This is a genomic window from Promicromonospora sp. NPDC019610 (assembly GCF_044389365.1).
Classification (GTDB): domain Bacteria; phylum Actinomycetota; class Actinomycetes; order Actinomycetales; family Cellulomonadaceae; genus Promicromonospora.
The window spans coordinates 1,646,575-1,665,126 of the sequence record NZ_JBIRXX010000001.1 but is presented as its reverse complement, the minus strand read 5'-3'; the positions used below and the strand labels follow the sequence as shown (position 1 = coordinate 1,665,126).

Below are 18,552 nucleotides of genomic sequence, written 5' to 3'. Positions count from 1 at the left end.
ACCACCCGGTTCCACCCTTCGGTGACCGGCCGTCGCGTGGGAGGATCCGGCTCATGCGCGGAATCATTCTCGCCGGCGGTTCAGGAACGCGGCTCCACCCGATCACCCAGGGCATCAGCAAGCAGCTCGTCCCCGTCTACGACAAGCCGATGATCTACTACCCGCTCTCCACCCTGATCCTGGCCGGGATCCGCGACATCCTGGTCATCACCACCCCGCACGACGCCGACCAGTTCGAGCGGCTGCTCGGCGACGGCGCGCAGTTCGGCATCTCGATCACCTACACGACGCAGGCATCGCCCGACGGCCTCGCCCAGGCGTTCGTGCTCGGCGAGGACTTCCTCGGCGCCGAGTCGGCCGCGCTCGTACTGGGGGACAACATCTTCTACGGCCCCGGCCTGGGCAACCAGCTCACGAGGTTCGCCGATCTCGACGGGGGCGCGGTCTTCGCCTACCGCGTGGCCGACCCCACCGCCTACGGCGTGGTCGAGTTCGACGAGCACGGCAGGGCGCTCTCGCTGGAGGAGAAGCCCACCCGGCCCAGGTCGAGCTACGCCGTGCCCGGCCTGTACTTCTACGACAACGACGTCGTGGCCATCGCCAAAGGGCTCGAACCCTCGGCGCGCGGCGAGTACGAGATCACGGACATCAACGCCGAGTACCTGCGCCAGGACCGGCTCCAGGTCGAGGTGCTGCCCCGCGGCACCGCCTGGCTCGACACGGGCACGTTCGACTCCCTGCTGGAGGCCTCGGACTACGTCCGCACCATCGAGCGGCGCCAGGGCCTCAAGATCGGCGCCCCGGAGGAGGTCGCGTGGCGTCGCGGCTTCCTGTCGGACGACGACCTGCGCGCCCGGGCGGAGAAGCTCACCAAGTCCGGCTACGGCACGTACCTGCTGAGCCTCCTGGACTCCTGACCACCGGGGCGGGTCGCGACGCTCTCAGCGGGTCCCCAGTACCGTCGGTGCCGCTTCCTTCCAGCGCTCGGCCCAGTCACCGATCGGCTCGACGCCCACTTCCCGGAAGCGGTCGTGCCCCAGCACCGAGTACGCCGGCCGGGGCGCCGGGAGCTGGTAGGCGGCGCTCGTGGTCGGGTCCACCGGCGTCGTCAGCCCGGCGGCCGCGACCACCTCGCGGGCGAACCCGTGCCACGTCACCTGGCCCGACGCCGTCCCGTGGTACAGCCCGCCGGGCGCCCGCGCCGCCACGAGCCGCACGATCAGGTCCGCGAGGTCCGCGGTCCAGGTGGGCTGGCCGGTCTGGTCGTCCACGACGCTCAGCCGCTCCCGCTCCCCCGCCACGCGCGCGATGGTCTGCGGGAAACACTTCCCGCCCGCCCCGTAGAGCCACGCGGTCCGGACCACGAGGGCGTCCGGCGCGTACGCCCGCACGGCCCACTCGCCGGCGGCCTTGGTCCGCCCGTAGGCCGACCGGGGGTCCACCGGCGCGTCCTCGGCGTAGGGCTGCGTCGCGCCGCCGTCGAACACGTAGTCCGTGGACACGTGGACCAGGCGCGCGCCGGACGCCGCGGCGGCGCGCGCCAGGTGCGCGGGCCCGGTCGCGTTGGCGGCGAAGGCCTCGGCCTCGTGGGTCTCGGCGTCGTCGACGGCGGTCCAGCCCGCGCAGTTGACGACGACGTCGTGGCCCACCACCGCGTCGAGCACCCGCGACGCGTCGGTGATGTCGACGTCGGACCGGCGGATCCCGGCCACCTCGTGACCCGCGCCGCGGGCGGCAGCGACCAGGTCCTGGCCGAGCATGCCGGCCGCGCCGAAGACCACCCACCGCTGTGCCGTGCTGCGTCCGCTGGTCACCCTAGGATCCTAACCAGGGCCGCAGGACCGCCGACGAACCACGCGAGGAGTTCCATGGAGTACCGCGAGCTGACCGTGCCCGGCGCGTTCGAGATCACCCCGCGGCAGTTCGGGGATCCGCGCGGACTGTTCCTGGAGGCGTTCAAGTCGGGGCCGTTCGCCGACGCGGTCGGGCACGCGTTCGACCTCCAACAGGCCAACTGCTCGGTCTCGGCCGCCGGGGTGGTCCGGGGTGTCCACTTCGCCGACGTGCCGCCGGGCCAGGCCAAGTACGTCATGTGCGTGAGCGGCGCCGTGCTCGACGTCGTCGTGGACCTCCGCGTGGGCTCACCCACCTTCGGCACCTGGGACGCCGTGCTCCTGGACGACGTCGACCGCCGCGCCGTCTACCTGTCCGAGGGCCTGGGCCACGCCTTCATGTCCCTGGAGGACGGCTCGACCGTCCTCTACCTCTGCTCGGCCGGCTACGCCCCGGGCCGCGAGCACGGCATCCACCCCCTGGACAAGGACCTGGCCATCACCTGGCCCACCACAGCACGAGACGGCACCCCGCTGACCCCGCTCCTCTCGGAGAAGGACGAGGCGGCCCCCACCTTGAAAGAGGCCCAGACCCAGGGCCTCCTCCCCACCATGGAAGCCGTCGACGCCTACCGCACCACTCTCGCCACCCCAGCGACCAGTCGCTGACGGAGGCCAAGTACGCCGCCTCAGAACCGCCGGCCGAACGACGAGGCCGGGGGCGAGAGCAGTGTGCGCGCCGCCGTAAAACCGTAGCGGAGGGCCCCCTAGGGCCCGTGAGCGAGGCGGCGCGCACACTGCTCTCGCCCCCGGCCGGACCCAAGCCCCGCTACTGCCCTGAGGCCGCGTACTTGGCCTCCGTCAGAGCCTTCGCGCCCCTCCACCAGGCCTCGTTCTCCCGATACCACCCCACGGTCGCCTCCAGCCCCGCCCGGAAGTCCGTGTACCGCGGCACCCACCCCAGCTCGTCCCGGAGCCGGCTCGCGTCGATCGCGTACCGCAGGTCGTGCCCGGGCCGGTCGGTCACGTGGTCGAAGTCGTCGGCGTCCCGGCCGAAGATCTCGAGGAGCGTGCGCACCACGTCGAGGTTGCTGGTCTCGCCGTCGGCCCCGATCAGGTACGTCTCGCCGATGCTGCCCTTCTCGATGATCGTCCACACAGCCGCGTTGTGGTCCTCGACGTGGATCCAGTCGCGCACGTTGAGCCCGGCGCCGTACAGGCGGGGACGCACGCCGTCGATCAGGTTGGTGACCTGGCGCGGGATGAACTTCTCGATGTGCTGGTAGGGACCGTAGTTGTTCGAGCAGTTCGAGATGGTCGCCCGCACGCCGAAGGACCGGACCCAGGCGCGGACCAGGAGGTCGGAGCCCGCCTTGGTCGAGGAGTAGGGCGACGACGGGTTGTACGGCGTGTCCGGGGTGAACCGGTCCGGGGTGTCGAGCGGCAGGTCCCCGTACACCTCGTCCGTCGAGATGTGGTGGAACCGCACCTCGTGCCTGCGCACCGCCTCCAGCAGCGTGAACGTGCCCACCAGGTTCGTCTGCACGAACGGCGACGGGTCGGTCAGCGAGTTGTCGTTGTGCGACTCGGCCGCGAAGTGCACGACCAGATCCGCGTCCCCGACCAGGCGGTCGACCAGCGGCGCGTCCGTGATCGAGCCCTCGACCAGCTCCACCCGGTCCGCGACCGGGTCGAGCGAGGTACGGTCGCCCGCGTACGTCAGGGCGTCGAGCACGGTGACCCGCGCATCGGGGCGCTCGCGCACCGTCTGGTGCACGAAGTTCGCGCCGATGAAGCCCGCGCCGCCGGTGACCAGGACCCGCATCGGTCAGTCCCGCCCGTAGATGTCGCGGGTGTAGACCTTGTCCGCGACGTCGTCCAGGGCCTCCGTGCGCCGGTTCGCGATGATGACGTCGGCCCGGCTCTTGAGCTCGTCCAAGTCCCGCACCACCTCGGAGTGGAAGAACTCGTCCTCCTCCAGCGACGGCTCGTAGACGATGACCTCGACACCCTTGGCCTTGATGCGCTTCATGATGCCCTGGATGCTGGAGTCCCGGAAGTTGTCCGACCCGGCCTTCATCACCAGCCGATACACGCCCACCGTCCTCGGCTCCCGGCGCAGGATGTCCGCGGCCACGAAGTCCTTGCGGGTCGTGTTGGCGTCCACGACCGCGTTGATCAGGTTCTGCGGCACGGTGGCGTAGTTGGCCAGCAGCTGCTTGGTGTCCTTGGGCAGGCAGTACCCCCCGTACCCGAAGGACGGGTTGTTGTAGTGCGTCCCGATCCGCGGGTCGAGGCCCACGCCCTCGATGATCTGCGCGGTGTCCAGGCCGTGCGTGGCCGCGTAGGTATCCAGCTCGTTGAAGTACGCGACGCGCAGCGCCAGGTAGGTGTTGGCGAACAGCTTGATCGCCTCGGCCTCGGTCGGGTGGGTCAGCAGGACGGGGGTGTCCTCGTCCAGCGCGCCCTCCAGCAGGAGGTCGGCGAACTGCTTGCCGCGGTCGCTGCGGTCCCCGACCACGATGCGCGAGGGGTGCAGGTTGTCGTACAGCGCCCGGCCCTCGCGCAGGAACTCCGGGGAGAAGACGATCGCGGCCCCGGGGTGCTCGGCCCGCATACGCTCGGTGAACCCGACGGGGATCGTCGACTTGATCACGATCGTCGCGTCGGGCACCCGCTCCAGGACGTCGTCGATCACGGTCTCGACCGAGGACGTGTCGAAGAAGTTCGTGACCTCGTCGTAGTTGGTCGGCGTCGCGATCACCACGACCCCGGCCCCCGCGTACGCCTGCTCCTTGTCCAGGGTCGCGGTCAGCGTCAGCTCCCGGCCGGCCAGGTACTCCTCCAGCTCGGGGTCCACGATCGGCGAGATCCGGTCGTTGACCTGCGCGACCTTGACCGGGTCCACGTCGAGTGCCCAGACCTCGTGGTTCTGCGCGAGCAGCACCGCGTTGGACAGCCCGACATACCCCGTACCGACAACAGCGATCTTCACGACCAGGCTCCTGACAGGAAGAGTTCGACAACGCGCCCATGGTAGGCGCGCCGCGTGGTCCGTACGTCCGGCGCTGGAGCGCCCGAGAAGCGCTTCATCCAGTGACGCACGCCACACCGACGACCGAGCGCGCCCGAGGTTAGGCTTGCCTCACCATGTCACAGACCACCAGCGCACCGTCCGAGAAGCCCCGCAGAGGCACCCGCACCACGGCGACCGTGACCGCGGTCCGGCAGCTCACCCCGCACATGATCCGGGTGACGCTCGGCGGCGAGACGCTGGCCGACGTCGACCCCACACCGTTCCCCGACCGCTACGTGAAGCTGGTCATGGCCGAGCCCACCGAGCCCGAGGGCCGCCCCGTCCTGCGCACCTACACCATCCGCGCGGTGACGGAGGCGGGCTGGGACATCGACGTCGTCACGCACGGCGACGTGGGCCACGGCGGGCCGTGGGCCCAGCGGGTCCGGCCCGGCGACGAGGTCTCCTTCGTGGGGCCGGGCGGCGACTACGCGCCCTCCCCCGAGGCCCCGTGGCACCTCCTGGCCGGCGACGAGTCCGCCCTCCCCGCCATCGCGGCCGCGTGCGAGGCCCTGCCCGACGGCGCAGTGGCGCACGCCTTCGTCGAGGTCGCCGACGCGTCGGAGGAGCAGGAGATCACCAGCGCGGCGAACCTCCGCCTCACCTGGGTGCACCGGTCCACGGGCGCGAGCCTGGCCGACGTCGTGCAGGCGGCCGAGCTGCCGGACGGCACCCCGCACACGTTCCTGCACGGCGAGGCCGGCTGCGTGCGCGACCTGCGCCGCTGGGCGCGCGCGACGCTGGGCGTGCCGCGCGAGCTGCTCTCCGCGTCGGGCTACTGGCGGCTCGGCCGCGACGACGAGCGCTGGCGCGCGGAGAAGGCCGACTGGCGGGCCGCCGTCGAGCAGGACGACCTGGTGCTCGCCGCACACTGAGCGCGGAGCACCAGGCTCACCAGCTCCTAGAGCGCGTCGAGCACCGCGAACCAGCGGTCCGCCGTGGCACCGTCGTAGGGCGGTTCCCCGGCGCTCACCGCGGCGAGCAGGGCGTCGGCGTCCGCTCGCACCTGTGCCACCACGGACGCCGGGTACCCGTACCGCACGGAGTGCTCGGCGAACTCGTCCTCGTCGTCGATGAAGAAATCGCCCCGCGCCCGCGCCCGCTCGCTGCCGGGCTGCAACGCCAGCACGTCGAGGTCCATGTCGACGGCGGACACCTCGAACGCCGGACGGCGGTGGTCCCCGCCGTCGGGCACCGCACGCCACTCGGGCACCGTGGCGAGGTCGATGTAGAGCAGTACGCCCCGCGGGTTGCCTCGGTAGAGGTCGGCGACCCACCCGCCGTCGCCGAAGAGGACGACCCCGGGATGGCGCGTGCGGTAGTCCCGCCCGGGCCGGCTGAACCGGGTGCCGGTCGGGTAGCCGAGCCACATGCCGTGCTCGTCCCGCCCCAGGTACCTGGCGTCGAACCGCCAGTGCGGCGTGCCGTCCCACTTGCGCATGCGGCAGCCCACGAGAGTGCCCGGCTCGGTCGGCCGCAACGATGAAAAGGCCTGGTCAGCAGGTTGTTGCGCAGACATGTCCGGGAGCCTACCCAGTCGTCGTCGGTGCGTAACCGGAGGGCACTACGCTCTGGCCACCGTCGGCGCCGTGCACACGCCGGGACGACGGTTCTCCTGCTCAACCGTCGACCCCACGAGGAGTCTTCATGTCCCCTGCAAGCCGCCGTCTCGCCGCGTCCGGTGAGGCTGCGCACCAGGTCCCGGCCGCCGACGAGATGATCGCCGAGGCGCTGCTCACCGCCACCGCCGAGACCCTGTACAACCCGCATCCCGACAACCCGGGCCCGTTACCCGAGGCCCGGCCCGTGCCGACTCCCGACCAGGAGTCCTGGACCCAGGCCAAGGAGCCCAGCCGCCAGCCGCGGGAGGTGTGGTCGGCCCCGGACCGCGCCGCGGACCGCCCGTTCCAGGAGCGCCCCGAACCGCTCTCCGGTGACGCCGTGGTCACCGCCGCCCTGCGCCGCGGCCTGCCGATCGACGAGGCCGTCACCACCTCGATCCGCACCTCCGGCAGCCTGGACACCGCCCAGTGGCGGTCGCTCTGCCACTCGCTCATGGCGCGTCCCGAGACGCGCCGGGCCGGCGTCGCCGGCGCCGCGCTGATCGCGCAGCGCGTGGGCCTGCGCGAGCTCGCCTGGGACCTGCTCCGCCAGCTCGGGCCGGACGACGCCGCCCGCCTGGCCCCGGCGGAGTACCTCCGGGCGGGCATCGCCATGGCCAGCCCCGACGTCGCCCGCACCGCCGCGACCTGGGTGCGGCACGGGATCGTGTCCGACGCCCCCGTGCTGCTCGACCTCGCGCGGCTGCTGTTCGTCGCCGACGAGGCCGCGCTGGCCGCCGAGGCCCTCGACGCCGCCCGCCGCGGGGCCGGCCTGACCGAGCAGGTCCATGCCTCGATCGACCACCTGGCGCCCTGGGTCGACAAGGCGCACCGGCCGGCCGCGCCGGCGCGGGTGCCGGCCGGGCACGTGTCGTTCGCCGTGCTCGACTACAAGGCGCCCGACGAGAACGTCGCGTCCACCAACATCGGCGACACGATCCAGACCGTCGCGAGCCTGGGCCACCTGCTGCGGCACGAGGGGCTGCGCCTGCACGGCGACGCCGGTGTCACCGAACCCGTGCGGCTCCTCGCCGACCGCGTGCGGCCCGAGCACGTCGTACCGGGCCCCGGCGCGGACGTCGACCTGACTCTGGTCCAGCGGGACATGTCACGGCTGGACGCCGTGCCCGAGAACACGTGGATGCTGGCGTACGGCTGGTACATGCACAGCCAGTTCGACCTGCGGTTCGACTTCCCGTTCCACGAGAACCTGCAGCCGCTGTTCGTGTCGTTCCACATCAACAAGCACGCCGTCCTCACGCCCACCGCCGTCGACTACCTGCGGGCCCACGGGCCGATCGGCTGCCGGGACTGGACCACGGTGCACCTGCTGCTCAACGCCGGCGTCCCCGCGTTCTTCAGCGGCTGCCTCACCACCACCGTCGACACCGTGTTCCCGGCCGCCTTCACCCCCGCGCCCGCCGGGGCGCCGGCGGTGTACGTGGACGCTCCCGTCCCGGAGCACGACGTCGCGGGCGAGTCCGTCACGCACCTCTACCCCGAGGTGCGACGCAACTCCTTCGCCCGGAACGTCCGCGACGCCGTCGACCTGCTCGACGCCTACCGCAGCCGGTACTCGCGCGTGGTCACCTCGCGCCTGCACGCCTTCCTGCCGGCCTGGTCGATCGGGGCCGACGTCGACTTCCGGCCGCGGAACGACGCCGACATCCGGTTCGCGGGGCTGCTCGACGCCGACGAGGCCGGCCGGCGCGCCATGCAGCGCCGGATCCGGGACGTCGTCGCCCCCGCGATGGCCAGGATCCTCGCCGGGGCCACGCGCGACGAGGTCTACGCGACCTGGGCCGCCACCGTGGCCCCCGAGGTCGAGCTGGCGCGGGCGGTGCACGCCGCACCCGTGCTGGTACCGCCCGGCACCTGCGACGTGGCCGGCATCATCGCCGGGGTGCGCGCCACGCGGACCGTCGTCGAGGCCGTCTCGCCCCGGACCGGCACGGGCCCGGCGCTGAACGTCGCCGTGGCCCTCGACGGCAACCTGCGTTCCCAGATGGAGGTGGTGGTCGCCGGGGTGGTGCGGTACACGGACCGGCCGGTGCGGGTGATCGCGCTGACGCGGGACCACGGCGACTCGGACCATGTGCGGCTGGCGGCGCTGTTCCCCGAGGTCACGTTCGAGTGGTACGCCTGCGACGGGATCGACTACGGCCCGGTGCTCGGCATGCTCCGGCACATCACGGTCGCCACGATGGACCGCCTGCTGCTGCCCGATCTGCTGCCGCACCTCGACCGCGTGCTCTACCACGACCTGGACGCGCTGTGCGTGGTGGACGTGGCCGAGCTGTACGACACCGACCTCGGCGGTGCGCCGCTGGCGGCCCGCCCGTCGATCTCGTACAACTACCGGCACGGCGTCGGCAACGTCATCCGGTCCACGCGGCTGCTCCAGCACGACCCGGGTGCCGCGCGCGACCTGGTGCGGGCCATGATGCAGCGGCACCGGCACGGCTACCAGGGCTTCAACGCGGGCATCCTGGTGCTCGACCTCGCCGTCATGCGCGCCGACGGGTTCACCGCGGAGTTCGTGCCGTACGCGGAGCGGTACGGGCTCAACGACCAGGACGTGCTGAACGCCTACGCCGGGTCGCGCTACCGCGTCCTGGACGCCCGGTGGAACGCGTGGCCCACGCAGGAGCTCGTGGACGAGCCGGGCCTGATCCACTGGGCGGGCCCGGTCAAGCCCTGGCACGAGGACCGGTACATCCTGCTCAAGGAGCACTGGCAGGCCGCGGAGGCGTGGCTGGACGCCCGCCGCTGACCTGTTGAGTGCTGGGTATCTGCGCTCCTGGCAGGCCCAGGACCGCAGATACCCAGCACTCAACGATCAGTAATCGGTCGGGGCGGCGGCCGGAGCAGGTCCGGTCCGGTCGAAGCCGGCCAGGACCGAGGCCGTGCCCGACAGGCCCAAGCGGGTGGCGCCCGCCTCGATCATCGCGAGCGCCGTGTCGAGGTCCCGGATGCCGCCCGAGGCCTTGACACCGAGCCGGCCGCCGCCCGCCGCGCCCACGGTGCGCGCCATGAGCGAGACGGCGTGGACCGAGGCACCGCCGGCCGGGTGGAAGCCCGTGGAGGTCTTGACGAAGTCGGCGCCGGCGGCCTCGGCCGCCTTGCACGCGCCCACGATCTGCTCGTCGGTGAGGGCGGCGGACTCGATGATCACCTTGAGGATGCGGCCGGGCTGCACGGCCGCGCGGACCGCGGCGATGTCGGCCTCGACCACGTCGAACCGGCCGGCGCGCGCGGTGCCGACGTCGATCACCATGTCGACCTCGTCGGCGTCGTCGGCCACGGCGCGGGCCGCCTCGAACGCCTTCACGTCGGTCATGTGCTTGCCGGACGGGAATCCGCACACCGTCGCGACGGCGAGCCGCCCGGCAGCGACCTCGACGGCGAGCGACACGAACGACGGCGAGACGCACACCGAGTACACGCCGAGGTCGGCACCCTCCTCGACCAGCGCGGCCACGTCGGCGGCCGTGGTCTCCGGCTTGAGCAGGGTGTGGTCCACGAACGCGGCGAGGGCCGCCTTGTCGCGCGGCACCCGGGCGGGCTGCGGCGCGTGGGTCTGTGCGGTCATACGAGGGCACCTTCGACTTTCTGGAATCCGGGCATGATGACCTGGTCGACCAGGTCGCGGCGCTCGTCATGGTGCATGAAGGCACCCCAGGCGGCGGTGACGGTCACGTCGACGAGGTCGTCGATCGTCCAGCCGGCCTCGTCGACGAGCAGCTTCATCTCGTGCGTCATCGACGTGCGGGACATGAGGCGGTTGTCGGTGTTGAGCGTGACGGCGAAGTCGAGCTCCTTGAGGCGGGTGATCGGGTGCGTCGCGATCGAGTCGGCGACGCCCGTCTGCAGGTTCGACACGGGGCACAGCTCGAGCGGGATCTGGTGGTCGCGCACCCAGTGCGCCAGGCGGCCGAGGTCGGCCGAGCCGCCGCGGCCGTCGGCCGAGAGCGCGCCGTCGGACGGGTCGTGGTCGCCGGCGGTGACGAAGGCGATGTCGTCGATGATCCGGGCGCCGTGGCCCAGCCGGTCCGCCTGCCCGAGGTGCACGGCCTGCCCGATGGAGTCGAGGCCGGCGGCCTCGCCGGCGTGGATGGTCACGGGGACGTCGTGCTCCGCGAGGAAGCGCCAGATCCCGAGGTGGCGCGACGGCAGGAACCCGTCCTCGGGGCCCGCGATGTCGAACCCGACCACGCCGCGGTCCCGGTACGTGACGGCCAGGTCGGCGACCTCCTGCCAGCGGTCGGCCTGGCGCATCGCGCCGACGAGCTGGCCGACCCGGATGAGGTGGCCGCCCGCCGCTGCGGCCGCGATGCCGTCGTCGATCCCGGCCTGCACCGCCTCGACGGCCTCGCCGAGCGACAGCCCGCCGCGCAGGTGCTGCTCGGGCGCCCAGCGCTGCTCGGCGTAGACGACGCCGTCGGCGGCGAGGTCGAGCACCGCCTCGCGGGCGACCCGGGCCAGGTTGTCGGCCGTCTGCATGACGGCGATGGTGTGCTCGAAGGTCTCGAGGTAGCGCACCAGCGTGCCGGAGTCGGCCGCGTCGCGGAACCAGGCGGCGAGGGAGTCGGCGTCGGTCGCGGGCAGCTCGTGCCCGGCGGCGTCCGCGAGCTCGAGGACGGTCTGTGGCCGCAGGCCCCCGTCGAGGTGGTCGTGGAGCACTACCTTGGGCAGGGCGCGGATCAGCGCCTCGCCGGGGCGCGCCCCGTGGTCTTGCGTGGTCATGCTGACAACCTACCGTCCGGCACCGACACCAGCGTCAGCCGGCGCCGGGGCTCTCGTCGTCCTCGTCGGCGGAGGCGTCGAGGGCCTGCTCGACGACGTCGGCCTCGTTCGCGTCGCCGTCGCTGTCCGGGCGGGGCGCGTCCGGGACGTACTCGTCCGGCTCGTGCGTGGGGTCGACCTCGGCGTCCTCGGGCGGGTCGAGCCCGGCGTCGCGCCAGGAGTCGGGACCGGGCAGGGTGCTCATCTGACCTCCTCGTCGGCGGTCCGGCCTGGACCGCCCGTCAGTAGGCTTCCATCGTCGCCCCGGTGCCGCCGCCCTGCCACCGGCCCGCGCGCTCCGGCAGCACCACCCAGGCCACGTGCGGCCAGCCGCCGAGCGCCGCGGTGAGCGCCTTGCGCACGCGCGCGGCCGTGCGGTCCCCCGTGGTCTGTTGCGTCTCGGCCTCCAGCGGCAGGGCGGGCGGCGGGTCGAGCAGCACGGCCACCGGGACGGTGTGCAGCCCCGCCCCGGACGGCTCGTAGATCACCGCGTTGCCCTCGGTCCCCTCGCCGTCGGCCAGGGTGAGCAGCACCACGTGGCGCGGGACGGCGGCGTCCCACCCGCTCGTCACGTCGCCGCCCGTGTACAGGGGCACCGGGATGCCCGCACGGGCGGCGGCGACCGCCGCCTCCAGCAACCCGCGGGAGCCCGCGACCCGGTGGGTGTAGCGCACGCCGCCGTAGCTGGCGAACCGGGCGGCGCCCCACGGGGGCGTGCCGTAGGTGCGCGGCCAGGCCGCCACGACCAGCCCGTGCCGGTTCGTGGCCGCCTGGACGGCGTGCTGCAGGCGCACGAACCGTGCGGCGGGGTCGGTTCCGGCGAGCCGCAGCGCCGCCCGCGGGTCGCCGGCCAGCCCCAGCATCGCGAGCACCGCCGACCCGCACGTGGTCTCGTCGACCTGCACGGCCGCGGCGGTGTCGCCGTCGAGCGACGGGAGGTTCAGCCGCCGGGGGAAGCCGACGGTCCCGGTGCCGCGCTCGCGCCCGAGCGGGTCCAGGACGGACCGCCGGGCGCGCGACGTCACCGACTCGAGCCGGCGCTCGACGTCGTCCGGGATCGCGGGCCGCTCGAAGCGACCCCGCGGCGGCGGAGCAGGGACGGGCCCGGCGAATGCACGCATCGCACCGAGCAGGGACGAAAGGCGCATTGTCGACTGCACGTTCGTCAGGCTAAGCCGACGTCCCGCGACTCGCCGGACCGCCACGCTGAAGAACGCTACCGGCCCGCTTCCGGTGGGTGAAAACTACCTCCCACCTCAGACGATGCGGTCGAGCACCACCGATCCCCGCGACGCCAGGGCCGCGCCGACCAGGGCACCGGCCCCCATGTCCATGCTCGCCAGAGCGCCGGCGGCGCCCCCGAGGGCTCCGCCCAGCACGCCGTTGCCGGCCGGGTCGACGGACCAGCCGCCGTCGAGCGCCTCGCGGGCCCGGGCGAACCGCTCGGGTGTGTCGGTGTGCAGGGTCAGCAGGGGCTGCCCGGCGGTCACCTCCTCGCCCGGCTTCACGTGGATCTCGATGCCGGCCGCCGCCTGGACCTCGTCCTCCTTGCGGGCCCGGCCCGCGCCCAGGCGCCGGACCGCCACGCCCACCGCGTACGCGTCGAGCGAGGTGAGCACGCCGGACTCGGGCGCCACCACCGTCTCGGTCTCCTTGGCGACCGGCAGCGGCGCGTCCACGTCGCCGCCCTGCGCGGCGATCATGGCCCGCCACTTGTCCATGGCACGGCCGTCGGCCAGCGCGGCCCGCACGTCCTCCTCCGGCCGGGGCCGCTCCGCCGCGGCGAGCATCTCCACGGCGAGCGCCACCGTCAGGTCGACGACGTCGGACGGGCCGCCGCCCGCGAGCACCTCCAGCGACTCCCGCACCTCCAGGGCGTTGCCGGCGGTCAGGCCGAGCGGTACGGACATGTCCGTGACCAGGGCGACGGTGCGCACGCCGGCGTCGGTCCCGAGGTCCACCATGGTGCGGGCGAGCTCGCGCGCGCTGTCCAGGGTCTTCATGAAGGCGCCGGAGCCGACCTTGACGTCGAGCACCAGCGCGCCGGTGCCCTCGGCGATCTTCTTGGACATGATCGAGCTCGCGATGAGCGGGATCGCCTCGACGGTCGCGGTGACGTCGCGCAGCGCGTACAGCTTCTTGTCCGCAGGGGCGAGGCCCGCGCCCGCGGCGCAGATGACTGCGCCCACGGAGTCGAGCTGGGCCATCATCTCGGCGTTGGTCAGCGAGGCCCGCCAGCCCGGGATGGCCTCCAGCTTGTCCAGGGTGCCACCCGTGTGGCCGAGGCCGCGGCCCGAGAGCTGCGGCACGGCGACGTCGAACACCGCGACCAGCGGTGCCAGGGGCAGCGTGATCTTGTCACCCACGCCGCCGGTGGAGTGCTTGTCCGCCGTGGGCCGGGACAGCGCGGAGAACGACATGCGCTCGCCGGACCGGATCATCGCGGCGGTCCACCGGGAGATCTCCTGCCGGGTCATCCCGTTGAGCAGGATCGCCATGGTCATGGCGGACATCTGCTCGTCGGCCACCGCGCCGCGCGTGTACGCGTCGACGAGCCAGTCGATCTGCTCGTCGGTCAGCGACTCCGTGTTGTCGCGCTTGACCCGGATCAGGTCGACGGCGTCGAACGGCTCGGTCATCGGGTTGCCTCTCGCACGTGGTCCAGGTCGCCCGGCCCGAAGGCCTGGGGCAGTACTTCCGTCATCGGCACGATGCCCAGCGGGGTGTCCACGAGCAGCTCGGCACCGCCGTGCTCCCACAGGAGCTGCCGGCACCGGCCGCACGGCATGATCGTCTCGCCGAGCGCGTTCACGCAGGTGAACGCGGCCAGCCGTCCGCCGCCCGACATGATCAGCGCGCTGACCAGCGAGCACTCGGCGCACAGGGTGACCCCGTACGCCGCGTTCTCGATGTTGGCGCCCGTCAGCAGGCGCCCGTCGGCGGCGAAGGCCGCCGCGCCGACCTTGAACTCCGAGTAGGGCGCGTAGGCCTTGCCGACCGCGTCGCGGGCCGCGGCCCGCAGGCCGTCCCAGTCGACGACGCCGTCCGGGCGCACCTGTTCCGTAGAGCTCACGTCCACCATCCTCACCCCTTGACGTACGGCTCGCCCGACGCGGCCGGCGGGCGCGAGCGCCCGACGAGACCCGCGACGGCGAGCAGGGTGACGACGTACGGGATCATGAGCATGAACTGGCTCGGCACGGGCGAGCCCACCACGGACAGCACGTTCTGCAGGTTCGACGCGAAGCCGAACAGCAGGCCCGCGAAGGCGGCGCGCACCGGGTCCCACTTGCCGAAGATGACGGCGGCCAGGGCGATGTAGCCCGCGCCGCCGGTCATGTTCTCGCCGAACTGGCTGAGCTGGACGGTCGTGTAGAACGCACCGCCTAGGCCCGCCACGGCGCCAGCCACGAGCACGGCGTTGTACCGGGTGCGCACCACGTCGATGCCCACGGTGTCGGCGGCCTTCGGGTGCTCGCCCACGGCCCGCAGGCGCAGGCCCCAGCGGGTACGGTTCAGCGTGTACCAGACGGTCGGCACGGCGACGAACATCAGGTAGATGAGCAGCGGCTGGTCGAACAGCACCGGGCCGATCACCGGGATGTCCGACAGCACCGGGATCGGGATGGACTGGAACCGCGTGGTCGAGTTCAGCGTCTCCGCGCTCGGCACCAGCACCTGCGAGTACAGGAAGCTGGTCAGGCCGACCACCAGCACGTTGAGCACGACACCGACGATCACCTGGTTCACGTGGTACGTGATCGCGAACACGCCGAGGACCAGCGCCACGAGCGCGCCCGCGAACAGGGCCGCGACCAGGCCGGCCACCGCGCTGTTCGTGATCGACGAGACGATCGCCGCCGTGAAGGCCGCGCCGAGGAGTTGCGCCTCGATCGCGATGTTGACGACGCCCGCGCGCTCGCCGATCACGCCGCCCAGCGCGCCGTAGACGAACGGCACGGACCACAGCACGGCGCCGCCGAGCAGGCCCACGATCGACAGGTCACGGGGGCTGCCCGCGCCGGCCCAGGCCAGGAAGCCGAGCAGGCCGGCCAGGGAGTAGAGCACGACGAGCCAGACCGACGTGCGGCGTCCGCGCGCCGTGAGCGCGAAGGCGACGGCGGTCACCGCGAGCATCACGGCCCCGCACACCCACGCGAACACCGTCGCGGGCACCACGATCACCGGGATCTGGAAGAAGTCGCCCCGCTGGGACAGCAGGAACCGGGTGTCGCCCGAGTGCGGCACGGCGAGCAGCAGCAGCGCGTACAGCACGGTCACGGTGAGCAGCACGCCCGCCGTCTTCCACGACACGAGCGTGACGGTGCGCGTCGTCTCCGACAGCGGCGCGTCGAGCTGGGTGGTCTTGTGGTCGGCGCTCACGCGGCCGCCTCCTTCCGGTTCCGGGCCGCCTTGGCCTTCTTCGGTGTCCGACGCCGGTTCGGGTCGGGCAGCCGGAAGATGGCCCGCACCAGCGGCGGCGCGGCGATGAACAGCACGATGAGCGACTGGACCACGAGCACGATGTCGCTCGGGACGCCCTCGGCGGCCTGCATGGTGGTGCCGCCCGCCTTGAACGCGCCGAACAGGATGCCCGCCGCGAGCACGCCCCACGGGTTGGACCCGCCGAGCAGCGCGACCGTGATGGCGTCGAAGCCGATGCCTGCGTCGATGTCGGAGCTGAAGCCCGTGGTCACGCCGCCCAGCACCTGCGAGGCACCGGCCAGGCCGACCAGGCCACCGGCCACCAGCATCACGTTGATGGTGGCCCGCCCCGTGTCGATGCCGGCCACGCGCGCCGCACGCGGGTTCTCGCCCACGGCACGGAACGCGAAGCCGGTGGACGAGCGGTTGAGCAGCCACCACACGCCGACGACGGCCAGCAGCGCCAGCACGAAGCCCCAGGTCACGTTGAACCGGTCGCCCAGCAGGGTGGGCAGCTGCGCCGACTCGGGGGTCGGCGGCGTCTTCGGGTTGGACGAGCCGGGCGCCTGCAGCAGACCCGGCGTCGCCAGGAAGTAGGAGATCAGGTAGAACGCGACGTAGTTGAGCATGATCGTGACGATCACCTCGTGCGCCCCGGTGCGGGCCTTGAGCACGCCGGCGATGCCCGCCCACACGGCGCCGGCCGCGATGCCCGCCACGAGGGCCATGAGCAGGTGCAGCGGGAACGGCACCCCGCTGACGCCGAAGCCCACCCAGCCGGCCGCCGCGGCCGCCACGAGCATCTGTCCCTGGCCGCCGATGTTGAACAGGCCGGCCCGGAACGCGAGGGCCACGCCGAGCCCCGCCGCGATGAGCGGGGTCGCGTAGCTGAACGTCTCGGTCAGCGGCCGGATCGCGGTGACGAGGTCCGGCGCCTGCAGGTTCACCACGGAGCCGCGGAACAGCGCGGCGTAGGCACCGCCGACCGCCTGCCCGATCGCGACGAAGGTGTCGACGGGCCGCGCGAAGAAGTACACCGCTGCCGTCTTCACCTCCTCGTCGGTGAAGGCGATCATGATCGAGCCCGCCAGGACGGCGAGCAGCACGGCGCCGACGGCTACGGTCCAGGAGCTGGTCATCGTCTGCTGCAGGGCCCTGGCCATGCGGCTGGCGGTGTCCTGCACCTCCTCGCCGTCGGGTGCGCCCAGCTCGCGGGCGCGCTCCTGCTCCAGCTCCTCGGCGGTGCCGGGGTCGAGGCCCGGCTCCTGCTCGGGGTTGTTCCCCGGGCTCGGTTCGGGCGCGTTCATGCCGCCTCGCCTCCGTCCTTCGCGTCCTCAGGCGAGATACCCGCCATCATCAGGCCCAGCACGTCGCGCGGGGTGTCCGCGGGCACGATGCCCACCACCTTGCCGCGGTACATCACCATGATGCGGTCGGCCAGGGCCACCGCCTCGTCCAGCTCCGTCGAGACCACGACCACCGGCACCCCGGCGTCGCGCGTGGCGACGATCCGCTTGTGGATGAACTCGATGGAACCCACGTCCACGCCGCGCGTCGGCTGTGCCGCCACGAACAGGCGCAGGTCGCGGGACAGCTCGCGGGCGAGCACCACCTTCTGCTGGTTACCGCCCGACAGGCGGCCCACCGGCGTGGTGATGCTCTGCGTGCGGACGTCGAACTCCGCGACCTTCTCGTCGGCGAACCGGTCGCGGTGTGCGAGCTGCAGCGCCCCCGCCTTCACGAACGGCGGCCCGTCGGTGCGGTCGAGCATGAGGTTCTCGGCGATGGTGAACTCGCCGATCAGCCCGTCGAGCGTGCGGTCCTCGGGCACGAAGCCCACGCCCTGGTCGAGGATGCGGCGCACCGAGCGGCCCACCAGCTCCTTGCCGTCGAGCGCGATGCTGCCGGACACGTCACCCTGCAGCCCGATCAGGGCCTCGGTGAGCTCGGTCTGGCCGTTGCCCTGCACGCCGGCGATCACGAGCACCTCGCCGCCGCGCACCTCGAAGCTGACGCCGTCGACCACCACGACGCCGGACTCGCTGGTGACCACCAGGTCGGTCACCTGCAGCGCGTTGTCCCGCAGGGTCGGTGTCTCCTTCTGCACGGTGAGCTCGACGGAGCGACCGACCATCAGGGAGGCGAGCTCGGCGTCGGACGCCGTCGGGCTGGCCTCGCCCACGACCTTGCCGTGCCGGATGACCGTGATGCGGTCGGCCACGGCGCGCACCTCGCGCAGCTTGTGGGTGATGAACACGATCGCGGAGCCCTCGTCGCGCAGCTGGCGCATGATCGCCATCAGCTCGTCGGTCTCCTGCGGCGTGAGCACCGCCGTCGGCTCGTCGAAGACCAGCACGTCGGCGTTCCGGGAGAGCGCCTTGATGATCTCCACCCGCTGCTGCACGCCCACGGGCAGGTCCTCGACGACGGCGTCGGGGTCCACGTGGAAGCCGAAGCGGGCGGAGATCTCCCGCACCTGGGCGCGGGCCGCCTCCAGGTCGAGGCGGCCGCCGCCGCGGGTCTGCTCGTGACCGAGCATGACGTTCTCGGCCACGGTGAAGACGGGCACGAGCATGAAGTGCTGGTGCACCATGCCGATGCCCGCACCCATGGCGTCGCCCGGGCCGGCGAAGTCCTGGACGACGTCGTCCAGGAGGATCTCGCCCTCGTCGGCCTCGTACAGGCCGTACAGCACGTTCATCAGGGTGGACTTGCCCGCCCCGTTCTCGCCCAGGAGCGAGTGGATCTCACCTGGCTGCACCACCAGGTCGATGTGGTCGTTCGCGACGAGCGCGCCGAAGCGCTTGGTGATGCCGCGCAGCTCGAGCCGCAT

Annotated in this window: 17 protein-coding genes; 4 read left to right on the top strand and 13 right to left on the bottom strand. The window is 72.6% G+C overall.

What is annotated here, in order from left to right:
• The first annotated feature begins 53 nt into the window (after positions 1 to 53).
• Entirely contained in the window at positions 54 to 917 is an 864-nt protein-coding gene (gene rfbA, locus ACH45N_RS07450; protein WP_397392622.1) for a glucose-1-phosphate thymidylyltransferase RfbA, read from the top strand.
• A 24-nt stretch (positions 918 to 941) separates the two neighbouring features.
• Here rfbA and rfbD read toward each other — a convergent pair whose 3' ends face one another.
• Positions 942 to 1,814, bottom strand: coding sequence for a dTDP-4-dehydrorhamnose reductase (gene rfbD / locus ACH45N_RS07445; RefSeq protein WP_397392620.1), 873 nt, complete (start codon positions 1,812 to 1,814; stop codon positions 942 to 944).
• Positions 1,815 to 1,868: 54 nt separating this feature from the next.
• On the opposite strand from rfbD, the gene ACH45N_RS07440 reads away from it, so the two are divergent.
• Complete coding sequence (locus tag ACH45N_RS07440) at positions 1,869 to 2,501, top strand: dTDP-4-dehydrorhamnose 3,5-epimerase family protein (protein WP_397392618.1); 633 nt, start codon at positions 1,869 to 1,871, stop codon at positions 2,499 to 2,501.
• A 160-nt stretch (positions 2,502 to 2,661) separates the two neighbouring features.
• Here the strand turns inward: ACH45N_RS07440 and rfbB are convergent, their stop codons facing one another.
• Both rfbB and ACH45N_RS07430 read right to left on the bottom strand, forming a co-directional pair.
• A complete protein-coding gene (rfbB, locus tag ACH45N_RS07435; RefSeq protein WP_397392616.1) occupies positions 2,662 to 3,657 on the bottom strand; it encodes a dTDP-glucose 4,6-dehydratase in 996 nt (331 codons plus the stop codon).
• A 3-nt stretch (positions 3,658 to 3,660) separates the two neighbouring features.
• Positions 3,661 to 4,827 carry a nucleotide sugar dehydrogenase gene (locus ACH45N_RS07430; protein WP_397392614.1) on the bottom strand — a complete coding sequence of 389 codons (1,167 nt, stop codon included), beginning with the start codon at positions 4,825 to 4,827 and terminating at the stop codon, positions 3,661 to 3,663.
• 155 nt (positions 4,828 to 4,982) lie between these two features.
• Here ACH45N_RS07430 and ACH45N_RS07425 point away from each other — a divergent pair, with 155 nt between their 5' ends.
• On the top strand, positions 4,983 to 5,783 hold the full coding sequence (locus ACH45N_RS07425) for a siderophore-interacting protein (RefSeq protein ID WP_397392612.1): 801 nt from the start codon (positions 4,983 to 4,985) through the stop codon (positions 5,781 to 5,783).
• 26 nt (positions 5,784 to 5,809) lie between these two features.
• Here ACH45N_RS07425 and ACH45N_RS07420 read toward each other — a convergent pair whose 3' ends face one another.
• The gene (locus ACH45N_RS07420) at positions 5,810 to 6,349 is read right to left on the bottom strand and encodes a DUF402 domain-containing protein (RefSeq protein ID WP_397392610.1); all 540 of its coding nucleotides are present in this window, start codon (positions 6,347 to 6,349) and stop codon (positions 5,810 to 5,812) included.
• A gap of 206 nt (positions 6,350 to 6,555) precedes the next feature.
• Here ACH45N_RS07420 and ACH45N_RS07415 point away from each other — a divergent pair, with 206 nt between their 5' ends.
• Complete coding sequence (locus tag ACH45N_RS07415) at positions 6,556 to 9,282, top strand: glycosyltransferase (RefSeq protein ID WP_397392608.1); 2,727 nt, start codon at positions 6,556 to 6,558, stop codon at positions 9,280 to 9,282.
• A gap of 66 nt (positions 9,283 to 9,348) precedes the next feature.
• On the opposite strand, the gene deoC is transcribed toward ACH45N_RS07415, so the two are convergent.
• The 9 genes from deoC to ACH45N_RS07370 form a co-directional block, all read right to left on the bottom strand.
• Positions 9,349 to 10,101, bottom strand: coding sequence for a deoxyribose-phosphate aldolase (gene deoC, locus ACH45N_RS07410; RefSeq protein ID WP_397392606.1), 753 nt, complete (start codon positions 10,099 to 10,101; stop codon positions 9,349 to 9,351).
• On the bottom strand, positions 10,098 to 11,255 hold the full coding sequence (locus ACH45N_RS07405) for an adenosine deaminase (protein WP_397392604.1): 1,158 nt from the start codon (positions 11,253 to 11,255) through the stop codon (positions 10,098 to 10,100). Before ACH45N_RS07405 ends, deoC begins: the two co-directional genes overlap by 4 nt.
• A gap of 34 nt (positions 11,256 to 11,289) precedes the next feature.
• The gene (locus ACH45N_RS07400) at positions 11,290 to 11,499 is read right to left on the bottom strand and encodes a hypothetical protein (RefSeq protein WP_397392602.1); all 210 of its coding nucleotides are present in this window, start codon (positions 11,497 to 11,499) and stop codon (positions 11,290 to 11,292) included.
• Between the two features lie 37 nt (positions 11,500 to 11,536).
• Entirely contained in the window at positions 11,537 to 12,415 is an 879-nt protein-coding gene (locus ACH45N_RS07395; protein ID WP_397392600.1) for a hypothetical protein, read from the bottom strand.
• Between the two features lie 135 nt (positions 12,416 to 12,550).
• Complete coding sequence (locus tag ACH45N_RS07390) at positions 12,551 to 13,933, bottom strand: thymidine phosphorylase (protein WP_397392598.1); 1,383 nt, start codon at positions 13,931 to 13,933, stop codon at positions 12,551 to 12,553.
• Positions 13,930 to 14,367 carry a cytidine deaminase gene (locus ACH45N_RS07385; RefSeq protein ID WP_397392596.1) on the bottom strand — a complete coding sequence of 146 codons (438 nt, stop codon included), beginning with the start codon at positions 14,365 to 14,367 and terminating at the stop codon, positions 13,930 to 13,932. The genes ACH45N_RS07390 and ACH45N_RS07385 overlap by 4 nt, the downstream gene beginning before the upstream one ends.
• A gap of 11 nt (positions 14,368 to 14,378) precedes the next feature.
• Positions 14,379 to 15,677 carry an ABC transporter permease gene (locus ACH45N_RS07380; RefSeq protein ID WP_397392594.1) on the bottom strand — a complete coding sequence of 433 codons (1,299 nt, stop codon included), beginning with the start codon at positions 15,675 to 15,677 and terminating at the stop codon, positions 14,379 to 14,381.
• Positions 15,674 to 17,026, bottom strand: a complete 1,353-nt coding sequence (locus tag ACH45N_RS07375) for an ABC transporter permease (protein ID WP_397392592.1) — start codon at positions 17,024 to 17,026, stop codon at positions 15,674 to 15,676. The genes ACH45N_RS07380 and ACH45N_RS07375 overlap by 4 nt, the downstream gene beginning before the upstream one ends.
• Entirely contained in the window at positions 17,023 to 18,552 is a 1,530-nt protein-coding gene (locus tag ACH45N_RS07370) for an ABC transporter ATP-binding protein (RefSeq protein ID WP_397392590.1), read from the bottom strand. Before ACH45N_RS07370 ends, ACH45N_RS07375 begins: the two co-directional genes overlap by 4 nt.